Raw genomic sequence first — 18675 nt, 5'->3', positions numbered from 1 at the left:
CGGAGGAGACATATGAGCAAAATCGTAGAAGAAGTCCTCAACGCAAACGGACAATATGCAGCTAGTTTCGGCGACAAGGCCAATTTGCCGATGCCGCCGGGACGGGGCTTTGCCATTTTGACCTGCATGGACGCGCGCCTCGATCCGGCCAAATACGCCGGTCTCGCCGAGGGCGACGCCCACGTGATTCGAAATGCCGGCGGACGCGCCAGCGACGACGCCATCCGCTCACTGGTGATTTCCTATAAGCTGCTGGGAACCCGCGAATGGTTCGTGATCCACCATACCGATTGCGGCATGGAAACCTTCACCAACGAGATCATGGGCGATCTGTTGTCCAGCAGCCTCAAAACCGCCCAATTGAGCGAGAGCGGTTGGCAGGATGTGGGCACTGGCCCCGGCTCCCCGGATGGCAAGTACATCAACTGGCTCACCATCAAAGACCAAGCCCAAAGCGTGCTGGAGGACGTGGTTCGAATCAAGTCCCATCCGTTGGTACCGGCGGAGATTCCGGTATACGGCTATATCTTCGACGTTAAAAGCGGGAAGCTGATCGAGGTGCCCGAGGCGACCGAAGCCGGCAAAACCGGCTAATCCTCTATGAAACCCGGGCCGATCTCATGCCCGGCCCGGGTTTCCATCGAATCCTTACGGCGACACGGCTTTCGGCTGGACGTTGCTTTTTGTCAGCATATACTCTACAGCGGCGCGCAGCTCCGCATCGCTGCAATTGCCACACCCGCCGCGAGACGGCATGAGGCCTTGTTTGAATCCATTCTTGACATGATCCATGAGAACGGTCATGCCTTGTCGGGCCCTTCGCCCCCATTCGTAAGCATCGCCGGGCATGGGTGCTCCCTGAGTCGCCTTGGCGTGGCATCCTTGGCAACGATATTCATACACCTCTTTGCCATTCCGTTTCGGTCCTCGATGAGGTTCGGGCTCCCGGTGCAGTTCTTCCCAAAAACCGGTGGTTCCCGCGCTTGCTTCCGGTTCGTTTTTCGTTCCCCAGGCGGTTCCGGGCGCCGGGAGGCTGACAATGCATATCCACGCCATAATCCGCCCAATCCTCAATATGTTTTTCCGTGTATCGCGCATCATTCACACCAAGGTTCGTTTGTCGGTTGACTGCTAGGCCGTGCCCAACCTTTATCCAGCAGGATTCGCTTCAATTCTCCCCGGTCGGTGACGATCGAGGCGACGCCGTTTCCGGTTGCACTGTCCGCCATCCGCATATCCACGATGTAAACGCTTCGTGACTCTTCGGTCAGAAAGTTTTGAACGAAGGCGCGTGCCTTTCGGGCGAGTCGTCTTTCGCATTCGGCCGCACCAGGCGCATCCTTGGGCACTTCGATATCGGGCAGAGTCACCCGGAAATTGCGGGAGAAGCCCGGCCAGGTCTCGAAACCGACGATCACCGCCTTGGGCGAGGGAACTTGTTGGACTCGAACCTCGACTTTGCCGGGGTAGGGGACATAGCCGGAGTCAGCTTCCACCAGGGGGTGGAAAGTCAAACAGCCAAGCGATGTCAATACTCCCCACACTAATTGTTTTAATCGATATTGCTTCATGAAAATTATCCTTACATTGAATCGCTTTTAAATATTTTTTTCTGATGATTCGCTTTCCAATCGACCGCCAATTGGTAAAGATAAGGCCAGCGTTTGCCGGTTACGTACAGATAGTCGTTTTCCGGATCATAGGCGATGCCGTTCAAGACGTCGGCATCGTCGCGCCGGGATGCCGCGGGATAAAGCCCGTTCAGATCAAGCCATCCCGTCACTTGACCGCTTTGCGGGTCTATTTCGGCGATACAATCGCCGGGCCAGACATTGGCAAGTATCTTGCTTTTGACGTATTCCAATTCGTTCAATCCCTGAAGCGGATGCTCTCGAACGCGTATCCGCCGGCTTTTTTCAATGACGAAGGTATCGGGATTGCGCCACACCAGCACATTCGTACCATTGCTCATCACTAATTGATCGCCGACGGTGGTCAGTCCCCATCCTTCGCCGTGATAACGAAGCTTTCCCGTCGGTTGCAGCGAATTGGGACGATATATCAAGGCTTTTTCCGCCTGCCAGGTCAATTGCATCAAACGGCCCTTTACCACGGTCAGTCCTTCTCCGAATACCTGGGGATCTAATCGCCGTAAAGCGAGGACTCGACCGGTACCCAGTTCCACTTTTCGGAGACTGGAGTGTCCATACAAGCCGGTACTTTCGTATAAATCCCCTTCCTTAAACACCAACCCCTGGGTAAAAGCCTGCTTATCATGGGGGTATCGCTTGACCACCTGATAAGGATGTATCGATTCCTGAGAAGGTTGGGAAATGACCTTGGGTGCTTCGCAGCCCCTCGCCGGAGATAAAGAAACTATGTTTTCCATCCAGATCAGCGTTCCCAGGACGACAGCCGAAAATGTCAGCATGGAAAGCCAACTTGCTTGATTAGACCCGTATCCGTTCATGGTTAAGCCACGGAACCGCCTCCGGCGTTTTCATCCTGGAAATGCCGGGGGCGGTCTCCTTCAGTGCAAAGAATACACCGCCACATCGTGGTGCAACGGATCGAACTGATAGATCCGAAGGCGCGGGCTGGGCTCGAAGTTGTAATGGAGGGTGACCTGACGTCTTCCGGGGGTTCCGTCGGCCGCGACCGGTTTAACTCCGAAGGCTCCCCAAGGCCCGCCGGCATTGGGCCAGGCATAATTGCGGCCGAAGGTGAAGAAGCAGCCGGAACCCAGCAATGGCGAACCGTCGGAATCGACGAGATTGCTCGGATAGGCCTGCAGGTATTCCTCGGTGCCGCCCCGATTGATGGGGAATACTTGGTCTTCTCCCGCTACCACATTGGCTAGATCGGTAAAAGGCGGATCTCCCGCGGGGTGTCCCGGTGGAATATCCGGGTGAGGACCGTCGAGGGTGGTGGGATCGGTGAGTTGGAACTGATTTTCCCAGCCTCTCGATCCGCCGAAGTCCACATTCATGTAACCATGGGGGAAATGATCCCCGTTGAGCAGGGTGACATGGTAGTCGTAGGGGCGTTTGTTCCAATCATGGGCGCTGCCGTTGCTGATCCCCTTGTATCCGGCCTGACCCAGTCCGCTGCCTTCCCCCTGCAGACCCTGGCGGCTGCCGTAGAGGGTGTTGTTGACATAGAGCAAGGTCAGGTCCGCCTCCGGATCCGGTTCGACGTTCGCGGGCAGTTTGGTCCGATCCTTCCAGTCCTGGTAAGCGGTGCGCAACTCGGGGGCAATTTGCGCGAGAGCGGATCGCTTGATGTCCAAACGCTGGCTGGCGAGCTTTCGGGCAAAATTGAGTATCCCGTTGCCGTCATCCAAATTCCGATGACCTTTATCGTGTTCCTCCAGCAGGGTATGAAAAAGGTTCCACATCCGTTTCGCCGGCGACAAATCCCCGATCATGGCGATGGCTTTCAGTTTGGCTTCCCTACTGGCCGAGGGATCGCCAAAGGTATCGCATTCCCAGTCCGGCAAGGGTTTGGCGTTGGGTCCCGGAGGGGCGGTTTTGAGGGCGTTTTCGATCACCTGTACCCGCGGTGGATGGATGCGCCAACCCCAGATATAGGTCAAATTGTAATATTTGCCCTTGGATTCCTTGATTCGGACGGTGTAGCGGGTGCCTTCGTCCAGCATGGGGTAGAAGCTCTGGTCGAAGGAGGCGTGGAACGGGCCGCGGACTTCCTTGCCGTCGGCGTCCAAAAGCCGGTCGAAATGCATCACCATGGGGGAAAAATCCTCCATCCCGCCGTGGAGAATATTCACGTGATAGGTGATGGTCCAGGGGACCTCTTGAACGGCGCTGGGATCGAGGAAGGCGGTATCGCCTTCGATATGCTGACCGAAATAGATCAAATTCACATCCACGTTGCCGCCCACAAGCTGACCCTCGGCATCGAAAATCGGTTCCACCGTTTTTTGTTTGAGGCAGCCATTGTAGTGCAGCATGGGAAAACCGGAATAGGCGCGGTTCTCGATGGGATTGCCTTCTAGGATGTCGATGCCCAGGCGGATCAGGTCCGCGTCCACTTTTCCGTTCGTACGGGCGGCCCGCTCGATCTCGTCGATGATCCGGTCCAGATCCTCTTCCGGATTGGTGGGATTGATGGATTGGGTCAACACCGGCCCGTCGTGCAGATTATAGGGATTGGTGGGAGTGGACGGCAGGGTGTTGGGCATTTCGTTCCCCAGGAAATCCCGCAGGTTCTCGTGAACCGTGAGTAGAAAGTTGCTTCCCGGCGGATTGCTGAAGGGATCGACGGAAGGAAAATGGCCTTCCGGGGTCCAGATCTCCATGCTGCCGTCGGCATGCTCGACCTGTCTGGAAGGGCCGGGGCGAGTTTGCGGGCAGGGATGCCCCATGTAGCCGGTCCTTCCGGTCATGGGATCGAACGTCGGTTCGCAACCCGCCTGGGCCATATTGGCCAGCCCCAAGCTTCCCAGCAGCAAGCCCGAGAGAAGTTGTCGGCGGTTCCGGATGCGTGATTGCTGATTCATGAAAGTTACCTCCTTGCTGGGATCATCCTTTGGAAGACGTGGTTGCCGCTTGACTATCCCGACGGTAATGCTTCGAGATACCCACTTCGGCGCTATGCCGGTCCACTAAAAACGGCTTGTGGTTTTTTCCCACACTCAGCCGGGCGACCACTTCAGCGATGGCCATTGGCGGTTGTTGGGTGGGTCTTTTGATCCAACGGCCGGTTTGTTCGTTGCCGATCCAGACCAGTCCGCTCAGCCGTCCTCGAACGTTGAAGGATGCGAGCACCTCCCGGATGGATTGCACGTCCCCGGTAAGGAATCGCCACCGGGCCTGGTGTGCTTCGGCCAGCTTTTTCAATTCATTCGGGCCGTCCCGATAAGGTTCGGTGGTGACGGTATACATGAAAACGTCTTTTCCCAAGCGCTCTTTCAGCAACGCCTGGACCTTTACCAGATTTTCCAGTACCGGAAAATCGCGCTCTCCGTGGACCGAGGTGAAGCTGACCAAGGCCAGTTTGTCGTGCAGCAATTCTTCGTAGAACCAAGCCTTGCGTTTGTGTTGATCCTCGACCACGACTTGGGGGAAACGCGTGGCATTGGGTCCGCTCACCGCTCGGGGGCAGGTTTTGAATGCCGACGGTTTGGGTTCGGTTCCGGTGGCCAAGGCAGCGGCGGCAACTGGTACGGCCGCTGCCGCGGAAGCCAGGAATGCACGGCGGTTTTTGTTGTTCATGTTTTGCTCCTGGAAGGGTTCCTGATGGAATTATTTTTCTTTGGGCACGATGTCCCAGCGGGCCATCATGGCGTTGTCTTCATGCACATTGTTGTGGCAGTGAATGACGTAGCGGCCCAGGAAATCATCGAATCGGTAAAAGACGCGCACCACGTCGTTCGGTCCCAGGGTGGCGACGTCCTTTCTGGCTTTGAGTACCCCGGTGGGTGGTTTACCGTTCCATTCAAGCACTTGGAATTCCTCGAAATGAACGTGGACCGGATGGGCCCAGGAACTGCCCGCGTTGCGGAAAGTCCAGATTTCCGCCGATCCCTGCTCGGGCGCGGCGGCGACTTGGGTGGGATCCATGAACTCGCCGTTGATGACCCATAGTCCCATGTCGTGGTCGAATACCCATTCCCGTTCGGCGCGTACTTCTTTGAGATTGATGGGCGGAAATTCCCGCAGAGAATCCGGAATCCGGCTGTTGTCCGGGCCTTCCAGGGGTTTGATCCGGAACTGCATCACCGGCATCCGGTTCGGCCCTTCCAGGCGGCGGCCGGTGGGTCCTTGGCCGTTGATCTGCTCCATGGTGTTGAGCATCTCCACCGTATCCCCCGGGCGGTATCGGGAAAAGTCGATGATGATGTCGTAGCGGTTGGCAGGGCCCAGGACGATGCTGGTGGTTTCCACCGGTGCTTCCAGGAGATTGCCGTCGTTGGCAATGACGAACAGCGGCGATTGGTCGCTCAAGGCCAGTTCGTAGAAGCGGGAAGGTCCGCCGTCCACGATGCGGAAGCGATATTTACGCGGTTCCACCTCCAGATAGGGGGTCACCTTGCGGTTGACGGTGATCAGGTCGCCCAAGTGACCGTCGGTATCGAATAGGTTGTAGCTGGGGTTGCCGTGCTGATCGAAGCGGACGTCATGCAATATCAGATAGATATCGTATTTGCCGTAGGTGCCCGGCAGCCGCAAAGCATGGGGATTGGGGTCGTTTTCATCACCCGAATCCAGCTCGTCGTAGAAAATCGCCATGGCGGACAGACCCGCATAGACGTTGGTGGCCGTGAAATCCAGCATATGGTCGTGGTACCAGAGGCTGGCCAGAGCCTCCCGGGGATCGTTGCGCGCATACATCATGGCGTAGTGGTGATCCCAGAATTGACCGGGAAAGGTGAAATCCTCCGGGTAGCCGTCGCTTTCGGACGCCGTATGGGCGTTGTGCAGATGGATGCTGGAAAAGGGCAGTCCGAAGGGAAGGAGAGAGTTTTCGGTCATCGGAAGATCGTTGTAGCGGCGGACGAACACCGGTTCGCCGTAGCGAGCCACCAGGGTGCTTCCCGGCGTCATGCCGTCGAACATCCAGGCCAGGGAGCCGAATCCGATCGGATTCAGTTTGGAAAGATCCTGGTGATAGTTCCATAATCCTTCCGTTAGAGATTGAATGTAGTATTTGACTGGCGGAAATTCGCGAAATCTTTGATGGCGATCCGGATCGGGTTGCGGCGACAGGCTCGCCGGATTGACCGGCTCCATGGCCGGCGGGATAAACAAAGGCTCGAGATAATGGCGGACCGGCGGGCTGTTCGGTTCCGTGCCGGGGGTTCGGATTCCTTCGGGACGGCATAGTTGTCCGTAGGCCGTTCGGGGCAGCATCCCGCCGCCAAATATTGCGGGTGTGGTGGCCATCGCCGCCGCACCGGCTTTAAGAAAGGCTCTTCTTTTCATGGTATTCCTTTTGTTTTTCTTGTTGAAAGAAAGGTTTTGAACTGCAGCTTTCCCGTGCAGGGGGAGTCAGAGTCGCAATCTCCCTTGCGAAAGGGGGACCTTCGACAAAAAATTGCATTCGATGGGAGGCGCTTTTCCCTATCGATGGCAAGATTGCATCCCTTCTATAGGTTAGTGCGCATCCGGAAGAATGCGTCGCTTTATGGCGACAATGAGAAATCGGTCACATTATGGAAGAAGAAAAGGTGGCGCGCCGACTGGAAGAGTTGACGCGGGCGCGGCGCACCTGGCAGCAGGGTGGGGATTATATTTAAATGGCATAAATAGATATATGATATATCAATATAAGATATTGGAATATAGAGTTCGTTTCCTATAGAGTGGGAACGGAGTCGAACCGGAAACAATCGGAACCGGCGTTTATTTGGAAAGTATTGAAGGCGGTGTGCAATGATTCTTGCCGTTTTGTTATCTCTGCTTATCGGTCTCACCTTGGGGCTCCTCGGAGGGGGCGGCTCCATTCTGACCGTTCCGATCCTGGTTTATGCCCTCCATGTACCGGCCAAGGAAGCGATCGCCACCTCCCTGCTGGTCGTGGGTATCACCAGTCTGGTGGCGATGGTCCAACACGCATGGAAAGGATCGGTCAGTTGGCGGGTCGGGGTGATTTTCGGTGCCGCCGGAATGGTGGGGGCGTTCTTGGGCGGATGGGTCGCTCGTTATATTCCCTCGGTACTGTTGCTGGTGGGATTTGCCTTGATCATGTTCGCCACCGCGTGGGCGATGCTGCGCAACGGACAAAACTCCAGGAAGCCGAAGCGGGAAGAGGGCGAATGTTTGGATTGCATGGCCTGGGGAGAAATCATCCTTCACGGCCTGGTGGTGGGGGCCGTCACCGGTTTGGTGGGGGCGGGCGGCGGTTTTCTGGTAGTGCCGGCCTTGACTCTGCTGGGGGGGCTGCCCATGCACTTGGCGATCGGTACCTCGCTGCTGGTCATTTTTCTCAAATCCATGGCCGGATTTATTGGCTACCTCAGCCACGTTTCGGTAGATTACACCTTGGCGGGCGTGGTGACCGGCTCCGCGGTGGTCGGTTCGTTTCTGGGGAGTTGGTTGGCGCACCGAATTGCGGCGAAGCATTTGCGTAAAACCTTCGCTTGGTTTGTAATCGGAATGGCGATTTACATTCTGTTTCAGCAATGGGAGGATTTTCTTCCCGCCTTGACTGATCTGATCGATCATCTTATGGATTGGGTCGATCAATTTAAGGCAAACATCTAAATAATTTATTCACCTTTTCCCTTCAGGAGGATTTCCGATGACCACGACAAACCCACATCATTCGATCGTGATAATTGGCGGCGGCGCCGCAGGTGCCGGTATGGCCCACCGGGTGGTGGAACAGCTCAAATGTACGGATGTGGCGGTGATCGAGCCGTCCGAAGTGCATTATTACCAACCCATGTGGACCTTGGTGGGGGCGGGCATCGTCAATCGGAAAACCACGGCGCGCAATATGGCCGATTTGCTTCCCCGGCAGGCGAATTGGATCAAGGAGCGGGTCGCTTCGGTCGACCCGGATCAAAAAGTGGTGACTGCCGAGGGCGGCAATAAGATCGGCTACGATTGGCTGATTGTCGCCGCCGGTCTCAAGTTGGATTGGGAAAGGGTCGATGGCTTGAGCAAGGAGATCGTCGGCCAACATGGCATCTGCAGCAATTATAGCTATGACACGGTGGATGACACTTGGGAAATGCTCCGGAATTTCACCGGCGGCACGGCGCTTTTCACCATGCCGCCGATGCCGATCAAATGCCCGGGCGCTCCCCAGAAGATCGCCTATCTGGCGGAGGACTATTTCCGCCGCAAGGGGATTCGCGATCGCTGCACCGTGCATTATTTGACGGCCACGCCCGGCATCTTCGGCGTCAAGAAATACGCCGATGCGCTGACGAATCGGGTGCTCAAACCGCGCGACATCCAGACGAGCTATCGCCATAATCTGGTGGCCATCCGGCCCGAGGCGCGCGAGGCGGTGTTCGAAAACCTCGACAGCGGCGAAACCGTGGTCCATCAATACGATATGATCCATGTCACACCGCCCCAGTCGCCGCCGGATTTCGTCAAAAACAGTCCGCTGGCCAATGAAGCCGGCTGGGTGGACGTGGACCAGTACACCATGCGGCATGTGCGCTATCCCAACGTCTTCGCCTTGGGGGATTGCGCCGGCAGCCCCAACTCCAAGACCGCCGCCGCGGTGCGTTCCCAGGCGCCGGTGGTGGTCCGCAACTTGGCCGCGGCGATGGGCGGCGGCGATCTCAAGGCGCAATACGACGGTTACGGCTCCTGTCCCCTGGTGACTCGTTACGGCCGCGTCATTCTGGCGGAATTCCTGTATGGGGGAGAGGTACGCGAAACCTTTCCCTTCGATCAGGGCAAGGAGCGGCTGAGCATGTATCTCCTCAAGCGCTACGTCCTGCCGCTGGTGTACTGGAAAGGACTGGTCAAGGGACGTCAATGGCCGAAACCGGTACCGCGCGATTTCGGCAGCGGTCATGACCCGCTCTGACCGGCGCTTGGTTTGGGAGATTGGGGCGGTGCTGATATTCAAAGCACTGTTTCTATGGGGCATCTGGGCCTGCTGTTTCCGGCAGGTTCCGGCCCCGGCTCCAACGGTGTTGTTTTCCAGCGATTCGGAGGTGCGCCATGGGATTCGATGACACCGTGGTCAATCTGTCCCGGCTGCAGTTTGCGATTACCGCGCTCTATCATTTCTTGTTCGTTCCGCTGACCCTGGGCCTGAGTTTCATCATGGCGATCATGGAGTCGGTCTATGTAATGACCGGGCGGGAAATCTACCGGGAGATGACCCGTTTTTGGGGCAAGCTGTTCGGAATCAATTACGCCCTGGGCGTGACCACCGGTTTGCCGTTGGAGTTCCAGTTCGGCACCAATTGGGCCTATTATTCCCATTACGTGGGCGATGTGTTCGGCCCGATCCTGGCCGCCGAAGGCCTGATCGCGTTTTTCCTGGAATCGACCTTTGTCGGTCTGTTCTTTCTCGGTTGGAATCGCCTGTCCCAGCTCCAGCATCTGATCGTGACCTGGCTGCTTGCTGTCGGCGGAAGTTTGTCGGCGTTGTGGATCTTGATCGCCAACGCCTGGATGCAATATCCGGTGGGGGCGGAGTTCAACTTCGACACCTTGAGGATGGAGCTGGCCAGCTTCCCCGAAGTGTTTTTCAATCCGGTGGCCCAGGTTAAATTCGTGCATACGGTGGCGGCCGGCTACACCACCGGGGCCATGTTCGTGCTCGGCGTGAGCGCGTGGTATCTCCTCAAGGGCAGGCATCTGGCCATGGCCCGACGCTCGTTTGCCATCGCCGCCAGTTTCGGGTTGGCGTCGGCGCTTTCGGTGATCGTGTTGGGGGATGAAAGCGGCTACAGCGCCGGCGAGACGCAAAAAGTCAAGCTGGCCGCCATCGAGGCCGCGTGGGAGACGGAAGAACCCCCGGCAGGATTCGCTCTGTTCGGCTTTCCCGATCAGGCGGCGAGAACCACCCACTATGAAATCAAGATTCCCTATGTGCTGGGCTTGATTGCCACCCGTTCGGTGGACGAAGAAGTGTTGGGGATCGAGGACCTGGAAAAACACGCGCGGGAAAGAATCCACAGTGGGCTCATCGCCTATCGCGCACTGGAGGATCTACGCCGCGACCGCGACGACGCCGGGGCTCGGGCAACGCTGGCCGCGCATCAGGCCGATCTGGGTTACGCCTTGCTCCTCAAGCGCTACCGGGAGGACGTTTTGAATGCGAGCGAAGCTGAAATCGAACGCGCCGTCCGCGCCAGCATTCCCCACGTGGCGCCCCTGTTTTGGACGTTCCGCGGCATGGTGGCCGCCGGTTTTCTGATGTTGTTCATCTTTGCCGCCGCTTTCTACTACTGTGCCCGCCGCGTCGCCGATCGCAAGCGCTGGCTTTTGAAGCTGGCCTTTTACGGCATGCCGCTTCCGTGGCTGGCATCGGAGTTGGGTTGGTTCGTGGCCGAATACGGCCGCCAGCCCTGGACCATCAGCGGGGTGCTGCCTACTTTTTTGAGCGCCTCCAACGTCAAGAGCGGCGATGTGTGGCTTAGCCTGAGTGCTTTTATCGGATTTTATTCGGTGCTGCTGGTGGTGGAAATGTTCTTGATGGTGAAACTCATCCGTCAAGGGCCGGCGGAAGGTCAACCGGTGCAGGCGTAAGAGGAGCGCGGCGATGGACTACGATACGCTGAAAATCATTTGGTGGTTGATGATCGGCCTTTATATGGTGGGCTTCGTCCTGACCGTGGGATTCGATCTGGGCATCGCCATGTTGCTGCCGTTTCTGGGGCGCGGCGATGCCGAACGCCGGACGATCCTCTCGACGGTGATGGGAACCTGGGAGGGCAATCAGGTGTGGTTGGTCACTTTGGGCGGGATTCTGTTCGCCGTGTGGCCGCTGGTGTACGCCAGCTTGTTCTCGGGACCGTATCTGGCGATCATGCTGCTGCTATTCTCCTTACTGCTGCGGCCGGCCGGATTCGATTTCCGCGACAAGCTCAAGTCCCCTGCCTGGCGCAAGTTTTGGGATTGGGCGTTGTTCGCCGGCGGTTTCCTGCCGGCGCTGCTATTGGGCGTGGTGATGGGAAATCTCCTCCTGGGGCTGCCGTTCCGGTTCAATGAATCCCTGCGGATGACGTATACGGGCGCCTTTTGGGACTTGCTGCATCCCTTTGCATTGCTTTGCGGGACGATCACGGTGGCTTTATTGGTCCTGCACGGCGCCAATTTTCTCCAGTGTCGCACCCTCGGCCCGATTGCCTTGCGCGCCCGGCAAGCCGCTTCGATCAGTGCTTTTGTCGCGGTGGGGGCCATGGGCTTGGTCGCTTTGAGTCTATTCGGAATTGAAGGCCATCGGATCGTCGACTCGCCGGATCCGGCCACCGCATTCTCGCCCCTGGAAAAAACCGTCGAGGTGATCGGCGCGGGGTGGCTGCGCAATTTCCTGATCCATCCTTGGATGCTGATCGCTCCCGCCGTTGCGGTGACGGGCACCTTGATGGCCGGGGCGTTCGCCCGCCAATTCATTCCCGGGCTGGCGTTCTGGGTCAGCGGTGCGGCCATGGCGGCTACCTTGCTGACCGAGGCATTCGCATTGTTTCCTTTTCTGCTGCCGTCGTCCCTCGATCCGGGCAGCGGTCTGACCGTTTGGGATGCGGTTTCCAGTCCCTTTACCCTCAAATTGGTATTGGCCCTCACCTTGATATTCCTTCCCATCGTCATTACCTATACCGGGTGGGTTTATCGAGTCCTGTGGGGGCCGGTGACCGGTAGCACCATCGAGAACCACTGAAGGAGAAGCGATATGTGGTATTTCGCCTGGGCTTTGGGAATGGGGTTCGCCTGTTCCTTTGCCGTCCTCAATGCGATGTGGTTGGAATTGAACTGCGATATGGACAGTTCGGAAGCACGATCCACCCGCGATCGAATCGCCGAGCGTTTTTCCGGGTGGGGTGCGCGGTCGTAAACCGACAACCATCCCCCAAACTTGAAAATACGAGGAGAGCATCATGGCTTCACCTGTGATTCACCACTTTTACCATAGATCTACCAATACTTTCACTTATGTGGTGGCGTGTCCCGAAACCAAAAATTGTGCGATTATCGACTCGGCCCTGGATTTTGCCTATAACGCGGGCCGTATCGGTACCGACTATGCCGATCGAATCATCGATTATGTCCGCCGGGAGGGGTTGACGGTGGAATGGCTGCTGGAGACCCATGCCCATGCCGACCACCTGAGTGCCGCCGCTTATTTGCAATCCAAGCTCGGCGGCAAGATCGGCATCGGCGAGCATATCCGGGAAGTGCAGCAGTTCTTCAAGAGCTTGTACAATATCGAGGACGTCTCCGGAGACGGCTCCGAATTCGATCGTTTGTTTGCCGACGGGGAAACCTTCCAAATCGGCAACGTGCCGGTTCGGACCATGCACACGCCGGGGCACACCCCGGCCTGTCTCACTTACGTGGTGAACGAGGAGGCGGCGTTCGTGGGCGACACCGTCTTCATGCCCGACTACGGCACCGCCCGCTGCGATTTTCCCAACGGCAGCTCCCAGGCGATGTATCGTTCGATCCGCGAGAAAATCCTGACCCTGCCCGGGGAGACCCAACTTTACATGTGCCACGATTACCGTCCCGGGGCGCCGGGAGAACGCCACGTGTCCACGGTGAAAGCCCAGCGGGAACGCAACCCTTTGGTTCACGACGGCACTTCCGAAGACCAATTCGTCAAAATCCGCGACGGCATCGACCAGGTGCTGGCGGCGCCCAAGTTTATCCTTCCCTCGCTTCAGGTCAATATTCGCGCCGGCCGGATGCCGCCGCCAGAGACGAACGACAAGCGCTATCTGAAGATTCCTCTGAATGTGTTGGGAAGCGGGAATTTGCCCCTGGATTTCTGAAGATGAAAAGCATGCTTAATTTGAATGTCGACCGATGAAACGGAGGAACCGAACATGGCCAAGATTCTGATTTCCGCCAAGCATGGCACCGAGAATCCAACGCTGGCGACTTTGCCTTACATCGCCGCCAAGACGGCCCAGGCCCAAGGTCACGAACCACTGATTTTTCTATGGGACGAGGCGACCGCGCTGGTCCGGCCCGGAGCGGCCGATCATATCGTGGGCGTGAACGTCAAAGCGTTGAAGGAAGTCTTGTCCGAGGTGGTCGAGATGGGTATTCCCATCTGGGCTTGCAAAGGATGCGCCTTGGCGCGCGGCGTGGAGCCGGAAAAGATGATCCCCAACGCCGAAATCAAGGAAATGGGGGATTTTATTCAGGCGTTGGCGGATTGCGATAAAAACGTCGAGTATTGACCGACGGGAAAGGAATCATCCTCGGGTAAAGAAGGGCAGGCCTTTGGGCCTGCCCTTTGTCTAGTTAGACGTTGATTTTCAGGCGCTTGAACAATTCATCGTCGCGGTAATGGATATCGGTCCAGCAGCGGGGGAGTTCCTCGTCCGAGGGAAAAGACAGTTCCGCTTTAACGAATTTATCCGGATCGCCGGCTTCTTCGCCATAGTGCAGACGTCCCACCACTTGTTTGTGCAGCGGATTGATCAGATCACCGAGAGAGAGTATTTCGACCAGATGTCCATCTTGTTTTCTTTTCAGGAACATGACGTCCTCCTGTTGCTCTGGATCAAGTTTTATCAGTAGCCCTGTCGATTGTACCCCCAGCCCCAAGCTTTGTCGAAAAGGCGGTTAAGGCTCGCGAGTGGTTCCCGGGGAGGGTTCCGAATGCCCTGTCTGCAAGGGAGCGCCGCAGTAGGGGCAGTAAGGAAAGTCCTCTTTCAAGTGAGCGCCGCACCCGGGGCAGGTGCGGATTTGGTGACGCCAGTGTCGAAGTTTGTCGACCAGAGCGATGATGCCCGCCACCAATTTCGAGGCATGGGTATAGCAGAGCCAAATCAGCCACCCTGCGCTGACCAGGATGGCCAGCCAGAACGCCACAATCAACAATCGTTCGCCGGTGACGGAGAGATAAGGAGAAGTCAGATTCAGCAACGTCTCCTGACCCAGGCCCAGGATGATCAAGACGACCAGCGGGGCAAGAATCGCTCGCAGAAACGAAGCAGTTTTGCCGTTTTCCGGCAAGGCCGCGCTGATTTGACGGCCCAGAATGAAAAACAGGACGAGGAGGGCGAACTGGGTCAGGTAGAGAACCGCTTCGGCCAAGGATAAATTCGCCACCAGGGGATGGGCGAAGACGGGAATTTGGGCGACCAGCATTCCCAATATCCAGGTGGCGATCATCGCGACCAAGGATTGAAGCGGTTTTTGCCATTGGCTGGACATGAAGAAACCTCCCTTGCGTTGGATTCCGTCGGCGTCCGATTCAATCTTTCAGTTGATTGATGAAAGAGCCGTCGGCATTGAAATAGGCTTCCCATTCCTCGCCGTTGTCCTTGATTTTCACTGCATAGGCCAGAGGCTCGTCTTCCGCGTTGACCACCACTTCGGCGGCTTGTATTTCCCCCTGGGGAAACCTTTTCTCGATCGAGTCCTTGACCGCTTGAGGCAATAAACCGCGGGGAAATTCGCGTTCATAGCCGAAAAAGCTCCCGTCGGTGTGATAGAAGGCTTCGTATTCAACGCCGTCGGCCTCGAACTCGATTTCATAGAGGGGTTCGCCGTATTCCTCGGCTTCCTTCTCCACTTCCACGTCACGGGCGTTGGGGTGGGTCTGCTCGAATGCTTCTTGAACGCTTTTCGGCAAGTCTTCGAAGCGAAGTTCCTCTGCAAGAACAGAGGTGCTCAAGCCGAATAATGCGGCAAAGATTAGGGTACGCATGGCAATCACCTCCTTAGCGGGGATCAGTGAACCAATGCTAACAGAATTCCTGCCGCCACGGCAGATCCGATGACGCCCGCCACGTTGGGACCCATGGCATGCATCAAAAGAAAATTGTGGGGGTTGCTTTCCAAACCGACTTTGTTGGCGACGCGGGCCGCCATGGGCACGGCCGAGACGCCCGCCGCTCCTAAAAGGGGGTTGATGGGGACCTTGCCCAGGCGATTCATGAGCTTGGCCATGAGGATACCGGTGGCGGTTCCGAGGGCGAAGGCGATGGCGCCGAGCACCAATATTCCCAGGGTTTCCAGGCGCAGGAAACTGGCCGCATTGAGCTTGGAACCCACCGACAGTCCCAGGAAAATGGTCACGATGTTGATCAGTTCATTCTGGGTGGTTCGACTGAGCCGTTCCACCACGCCGCATTCGCGCATCAGATTGCCCAGGGCGAACATCCCGATCAGGGGGGCGGCCGACGGCAGTAACAGCGCGGCGAGGAGGATCAATAGGAGGGGGAACACGATTTTCTCCCTTTGACTGACCGCGCGCATTTGGGGCATTTCGATTTGCCGCTCCTTCTCCGTGGTCAACAACCGAATGATCGGTGGTTGGATCAAGGGGACCAAGGCCATGTAGGAGTAAGAGGCCACCGCGATCGCCCCGAGCAACTCCGGTGACAGGCGTGAAGCGACATAGATCGAGGTGGGACCGTCCGCGCCGCCGATGATGGCGATGGCGGCCGCATCTTTGAGGTTAAAATCCAGGCCGGGAATGAAGTTGAGGGCGATGGCGCCGAGGAGGGTGCCGAAGATGCCGAATTGGGCCGCTCCCCCCAGAAACAAGGTGCGGGGATTGGCGAGCATGGGTCCGAAGTCGGTCAGCGCGCCCACGCCCATGAAGATCAACAAAGGAAAGACGCCGGTCTTGATGCCGTAGTAAAGATAATACAGGATTCCGCCTTCCCCGGAGATCTCCGCCACCGGAATGTTGCTGAGGACCGCGCCGAAGCCGATCGGGATCAGCAACAGCGGCTCGAAGCCTTTGCGAATGGCCAGATACAGGAGCAGCAGGCCGACGCCGATCATCGACGCTTGGCCGATGGTGAAATTGGCCAGGCCCGTGCTTTCCCAGAGTAAACCGAGGTTTTCCATGCTGCGTTCCTTTGCCCTCAATCCAAAATAATCAATACGTCGTCCACCGCGACCGCATCCCCTTCCTTGACTCGAACCGTTTGCACGGTTCCGCCTTGCTTGGCGTGGATTTCGGTTTCCATCTTCATGGCCTCCATGACCAAGACCAGATCCCCTTCTTGCACGTTATCTCCCGGACTGACGTTGACTTTGAGGATCGTGCCGGCCATCGGGGCGGTGATCTGGGCTCCGCCTTGGCTGGCGCCTTGCGCGGCAGGCTCGGCGGTTGGCTGGATGGAGGTGACCGCTCCGTGGGGAGCCACTTCCACGTGATAAACCTTTTGATTGACCACGACCTTATAGCTGGCCGGAGCGTTGGCCGGCGGCGCGGCGCTCGGGGCGGTTGGCGCCGGGGAGGCGGCTTCCTCCTGCGGCCGCGGTTCGAATGCCTCCGAATTGCCGCGTTCCTGGAGAAATTTCCAACCGATTTGCGGGAAAAGGGCGTAGATCAAGACGTCTTCGATGGCATGGTCGGCCAATTGAACGTTATGTTCCCGGGCCAGTTGGGTCAACTCTTCGGTCAATTTCTCCATTTCCGGGGCGAGTTGATCCGCCGGGCGGTGGCTGATGGGGGCTTCTCCCTGGAGGGCCCGCTGTTGCAGTTCCTCGTTGACCGGAGCGGGGGTGGCGCCGTACTCGCCCTTCAGCAGTGCCTGAACTTCCTTGGTGATGGTCTTGTAACGTTCTCCGGAAAGCACGTTGATGACCGCTTGGGTGCCGACGATTTGGGAAGACGGTGTCACCAGGGGAATGTAGCCCAGGTCTTTTCGCACCCGGGGGATCTCTTTGAGCACCTGGTCCAGCTTGTCGGAGGCATTTTGCTCTTTGAGCTGATTTTCCATATTGGTGAGCATGCCGCCGGGTACCTGGGCCACGAGAATGCGGCTGTCGACCCCCTTGAGCGCGCCTTCGAATTGGGCGTATTTTTTCCGCACCTCGCGGAAATAAAGACCGATTTCTTCCACCCGTTCCAGGTCCAGCCCGGTATCGCGCGCGTGGCCCTGAAAGATGGCGATCATGGTTTCCGTGGGGCTGTGGCTGTAGGTCATGCTCATGGAGGAAACCGCGGTGTCGAGGTTGTCGATCCCGGCTTCGGCGGCGGCGTAAAAAGTGGCCACACTCAGGCCGGTGGTGGCATGACAATGAAGATGGACCGGGATATCCAGGCTTTTTTTCAGGCGGCCCACCAGTTCGGTGGCCACGTGCGGGCTGAGCAGTCCCGCCATGTCCTTGATGCAGACCGAGTGGGCGCCCAGATCCTCCAAGCGTCTGCCCAGGTCCACCCAGGTGTCGACGGTATGCACCGGGCTGATGGTATAGGACATGGTGCCCTGGGCGTGCTTGCCGGCGGCGACGACGGCCTTGACCGCGTGTTCGATGTTGCGCAGGTCGTTGAGGGCGTCGAAAATGCGGAATACGTCGATTCCGCCGGCGGCGGCCCGCTCCACGAAAGCGTCCACCACGTCGTCGGCGTAATGGCGGTAGCCGAGCAAATTCTGGCCGCGCAGCAGCATTTGCAGGGGGGTGTTGGGGAGCGCCTGTTTGAAGGCCCGCAGCCGTTCCCACGGGTCTTCGCCCAAATAACGGATACATGCGTCGAAGGTGGCACCGCCCCAGACCTCCAAGGACCAGAAACCGACTTGGTCCAGCTTGGAACAAATGGGCAGCATATCTTCAAGTCGGAAGCGGGTGGCTAACAGCGACTGATGGGCGTCGCGCAATACGACTTCGGTAATGCCTAAACGCTTGGTCATGATGGGGGGACTCCTCGAGAGCTGGGTTGGGTCAATTGCGGTGTTCGGTCCGATAGCGGTGTATCGCGGCGCCGATGGCGGCGACGATATCTCCTTTCTCGGCTTGGGCGGCGGCGGTCCGGAAAGGGCGAGAGGGTGTCGGCGGTGGTTGGTCCGGAAACCAGCGGCAAATGATTCGGGACATTCCGTTGACGGTCGCCACCAGCAATCCCAGGAACAGGAATACGATGCCCATCCCGATGAGCATCAGTTCGATCCCGCTATCGAATAGATCGGCCATTTGTCAACCTTTTGTTCTTACTGGTTTTTTGGGCTTGGGAAATATTACAAACCCATCAATCTAGCATTTTGCCGGACAAAAATACACCGCGGCGAAAGTTTCCGACATGCGTTCCAGCGGACTTTCC

The 18675-nt window shown here is 57.6% G+C and carries 20 protein-coding genes; 8 read left to right on the top strand and 12 right to left on the bottom strand.

The features are described from left to right. Positions 1-12 precede the first annotated feature (12 nt). Positions 13-594 (top strand): beta-class carbonic anhydrase, encoded by a 582-nt coding sequence (locus tag H035_RS0110010; protein ID WP_022948841.1) that lies wholly within the window; start codon positions 13-15, stop codon positions 592-594. Positions 595-648: 54 nt separating this feature from the next. Here the strand turns inward: H035_RS0110010 and H035_RS19150 are convergent, their stop codons facing one another. From H035_RS19150 to H035_RS19135, 6 genes are all read right to left on the bottom strand, one after another. Then, the gene (locus H035_RS19150; protein WP_022948840.1) at positions 649-1056 is read right to left on the bottom strand and encodes a c-type cytochrome; all 408 of its coding nucleotides are present in this window, start codon (positions 1054-1056) and stop codon (positions 649-651) included. Between the two features lie 41 nt (positions 1057-1097). Next, entirely contained in the window at positions 1098-1571 is a 474-nt protein-coding gene (locus H035_RS0110000; RefSeq protein WP_022948839.1) for a hypothetical protein, read from the bottom strand. Positions 1572-1582: 11 nt separating this feature from the next. Then, positions 1583-2431 (bottom strand): glutaminyl-peptide cyclotransferase, encoded by an 849-nt coding sequence (locus H035_RS19145; RefSeq protein ID WP_022948838.1) that lies wholly within the window; start codon positions 2429-2431, stop codon positions 1583-1585. 99 nt (positions 2432-2530) lie between these two features. After that, positions 2531-4519: a hypothetical protein gene (locus tag H035_RS19140; protein ID WP_022948837.1), complete on the bottom strand. Its 1989-nt coding sequence runs from the start codon at positions 4517-4519 to the stop codon at positions 2531-2533. A gap of 22 nt (positions 4520-4541) precedes the next feature. Then, positions 4542-5234, bottom strand: coding sequence for an SCO family protein (locus H035_RS0109985; RefSeq protein WP_022948836.1), 693 nt, complete (start codon positions 5232-5234; stop codon positions 4542-4544). Positions 5235-5264: 30 nt separating this feature from the next. After that, positions 5265-6944, bottom strand: coding sequence for a multicopper oxidase family protein (locus H035_RS19135; protein WP_200861541.1), 1680 nt, complete (start codon positions 6942-6944; stop codon positions 5265-5267). A gap of 450 nt (positions 6945-7394) precedes the next feature. On the opposite strand from H035_RS19135, the gene H035_RS19130 reads away from it, so the two are divergent. The 7 genes from H035_RS19130 (at position 7395) to H035_RS0109935 (ending at position 13846) form a co-directional block, all read left to right on the top strand. Further along, positions 7395-8225, top strand: a complete 831-nt coding sequence (locus H035_RS19130) for a sulfite exporter TauE/SafE family protein (RefSeq protein WP_022948834.1) — start codon at positions 7395-7397, stop codon at positions 8223-8225. Positions 8226-8262: 37 nt separating this feature from the next. Beyond that, the gene (locus H035_RS19125; RefSeq protein ID WP_022948833.1) at positions 8263-9513 is read left to right on the top strand and encodes an NAD(P)/FAD-dependent oxidoreductase; all 1251 of its coding nucleotides are present in this window, start codon (positions 8263-8265) and stop codon (positions 9511-9513) included. Between the two features lie 137 nt (positions 9514-9650). Next, positions 9651-11189 carry a cytochrome ubiquinol oxidase subunit I gene (locus H035_RS19120; RefSeq protein ID WP_022948831.1) on the top strand — a complete coding sequence of 513 codons (1539 nt, stop codon included), beginning with the start codon at positions 9651-9653 and terminating at the stop codon, positions 11187-11189. A 13-nt stretch (positions 11190-11202) separates the two neighbouring features. Next, a complete protein-coding gene (gene cydB / locus H035_RS0109950; RefSeq protein ID WP_022948830.1) occupies positions 11203-12321 on the top strand; it encodes a cytochrome d ubiquinol oxidase subunit II in 1119 nt (372 codons plus the stop codon). A gap of 12 nt (positions 12322-12333) precedes the next feature. Further along, positions 12334-12495 carry a cytochrome bd-I oxidase subunit CydX gene (gene cydX, locus H035_RS21350; RefSeq protein WP_022948829.1) on the top strand — a complete coding sequence of 54 codons (162 nt, stop codon included), beginning with the start codon at positions 12334-12336 and terminating at the stop codon, positions 12493-12495. Between the two features lie 43 nt (positions 12496-12538). After that, entirely contained in the window at positions 12539-13432 is an 894-nt protein-coding gene (locus tag H035_RS0109940) for an MBL fold metallo-hydrolase (protein ID WP_022948828.1), read from the top strand. A 54-nt stretch (positions 13433-13486) separates the two neighbouring features. Beyond that, positions 13487-13846: a DsrE family protein gene (locus H035_RS0109935; protein ID WP_026596477.1), complete on the top strand. Its 360-nt coding sequence runs from the start codon at positions 13487-13489 to the stop codon at positions 13844-13846. 64 nt (positions 13847-13910) lie between these two features. Here H035_RS0109935 and H035_RS0109930 read toward each other — a convergent pair whose 3' ends face one another. The 6 genes from H035_RS0109930 to H035_RS0109905 all read right to left on the bottom strand — a co-directional run bounded on the left by H035_RS0109930 (position 13911) and on the right by H035_RS0109905 (position 18548). Further along, positions 13911-14150: a hypothetical protein gene (locus H035_RS0109930; protein WP_022948826.1), complete on the bottom strand. Its 240-nt coding sequence runs from the start codon at positions 14148-14150 to the stop codon at positions 13911-13913. A gap of 84 nt (positions 14151-14234) precedes the next feature. Continuing rightward, a complete protein-coding gene (locus H035_RS0109925; protein WP_022948825.1) occupies positions 14235-14828 on the bottom strand; it encodes a zinc ribbon domain-containing protein in 594 nt (197 codons plus the stop codon). A 40-nt stretch (positions 14829-14868) separates the two neighbouring features. Further along, the gene (locus H035_RS0109920) at positions 14869-15324 is read right to left on the bottom strand and encodes a PepSY-like domain-containing protein (protein WP_022948824.1); all 456 of its coding nucleotides are present in this window, start codon (positions 15322-15324) and stop codon (positions 14869-14871) included. Positions 15325-15347: 23 nt separating this feature from the next. Next, positions 15348-16475 carry a sodium ion-translocating decarboxylase subunit beta gene (locus tag H035_RS0109915; protein ID WP_022948823.1) on the bottom strand — a complete coding sequence of 376 codons (1128 nt, stop codon included), beginning with the start codon at positions 16473-16475 and terminating at the stop codon, positions 15348-15350. 17 nt (positions 16476-16492) lie between these two features. Further along, the gene (oadA, locus tag H035_RS0109910) at positions 16493-18268 is read right to left on the bottom strand and encodes a sodium-extruding oxaloacetate decarboxylase subunit alpha (RefSeq protein WP_022948822.1); all 1776 of its coding nucleotides are present in this window, start codon (positions 18266-18268) and stop codon (positions 16493-16495) included. 31 nt (positions 18269-18299) lie between these two features. Further along, positions 18300-18548, bottom strand: a complete 249-nt coding sequence (locus H035_RS0109905; protein ID WP_022948821.1) for an OadG family protein — start codon at positions 18546-18548, stop codon at positions 18300-18302. Positions 18549-18675: the final 127 nt, after the last annotated feature.

The organism is Methylohalobius crimeensis 10Ki, assembly GCF_000421465.1.
GTDB lineage: Bacteria > Pseudomonadota > Gammaproteobacteria > Methylococcales > Methylothermaceae > Methylohalobius > Methylohalobius crimeensis.
The sequence above is the reverse complement of the archived record's forward strand: the minus strand, read 5'-3'. Positions and strand labels throughout refer to the sequence as shown.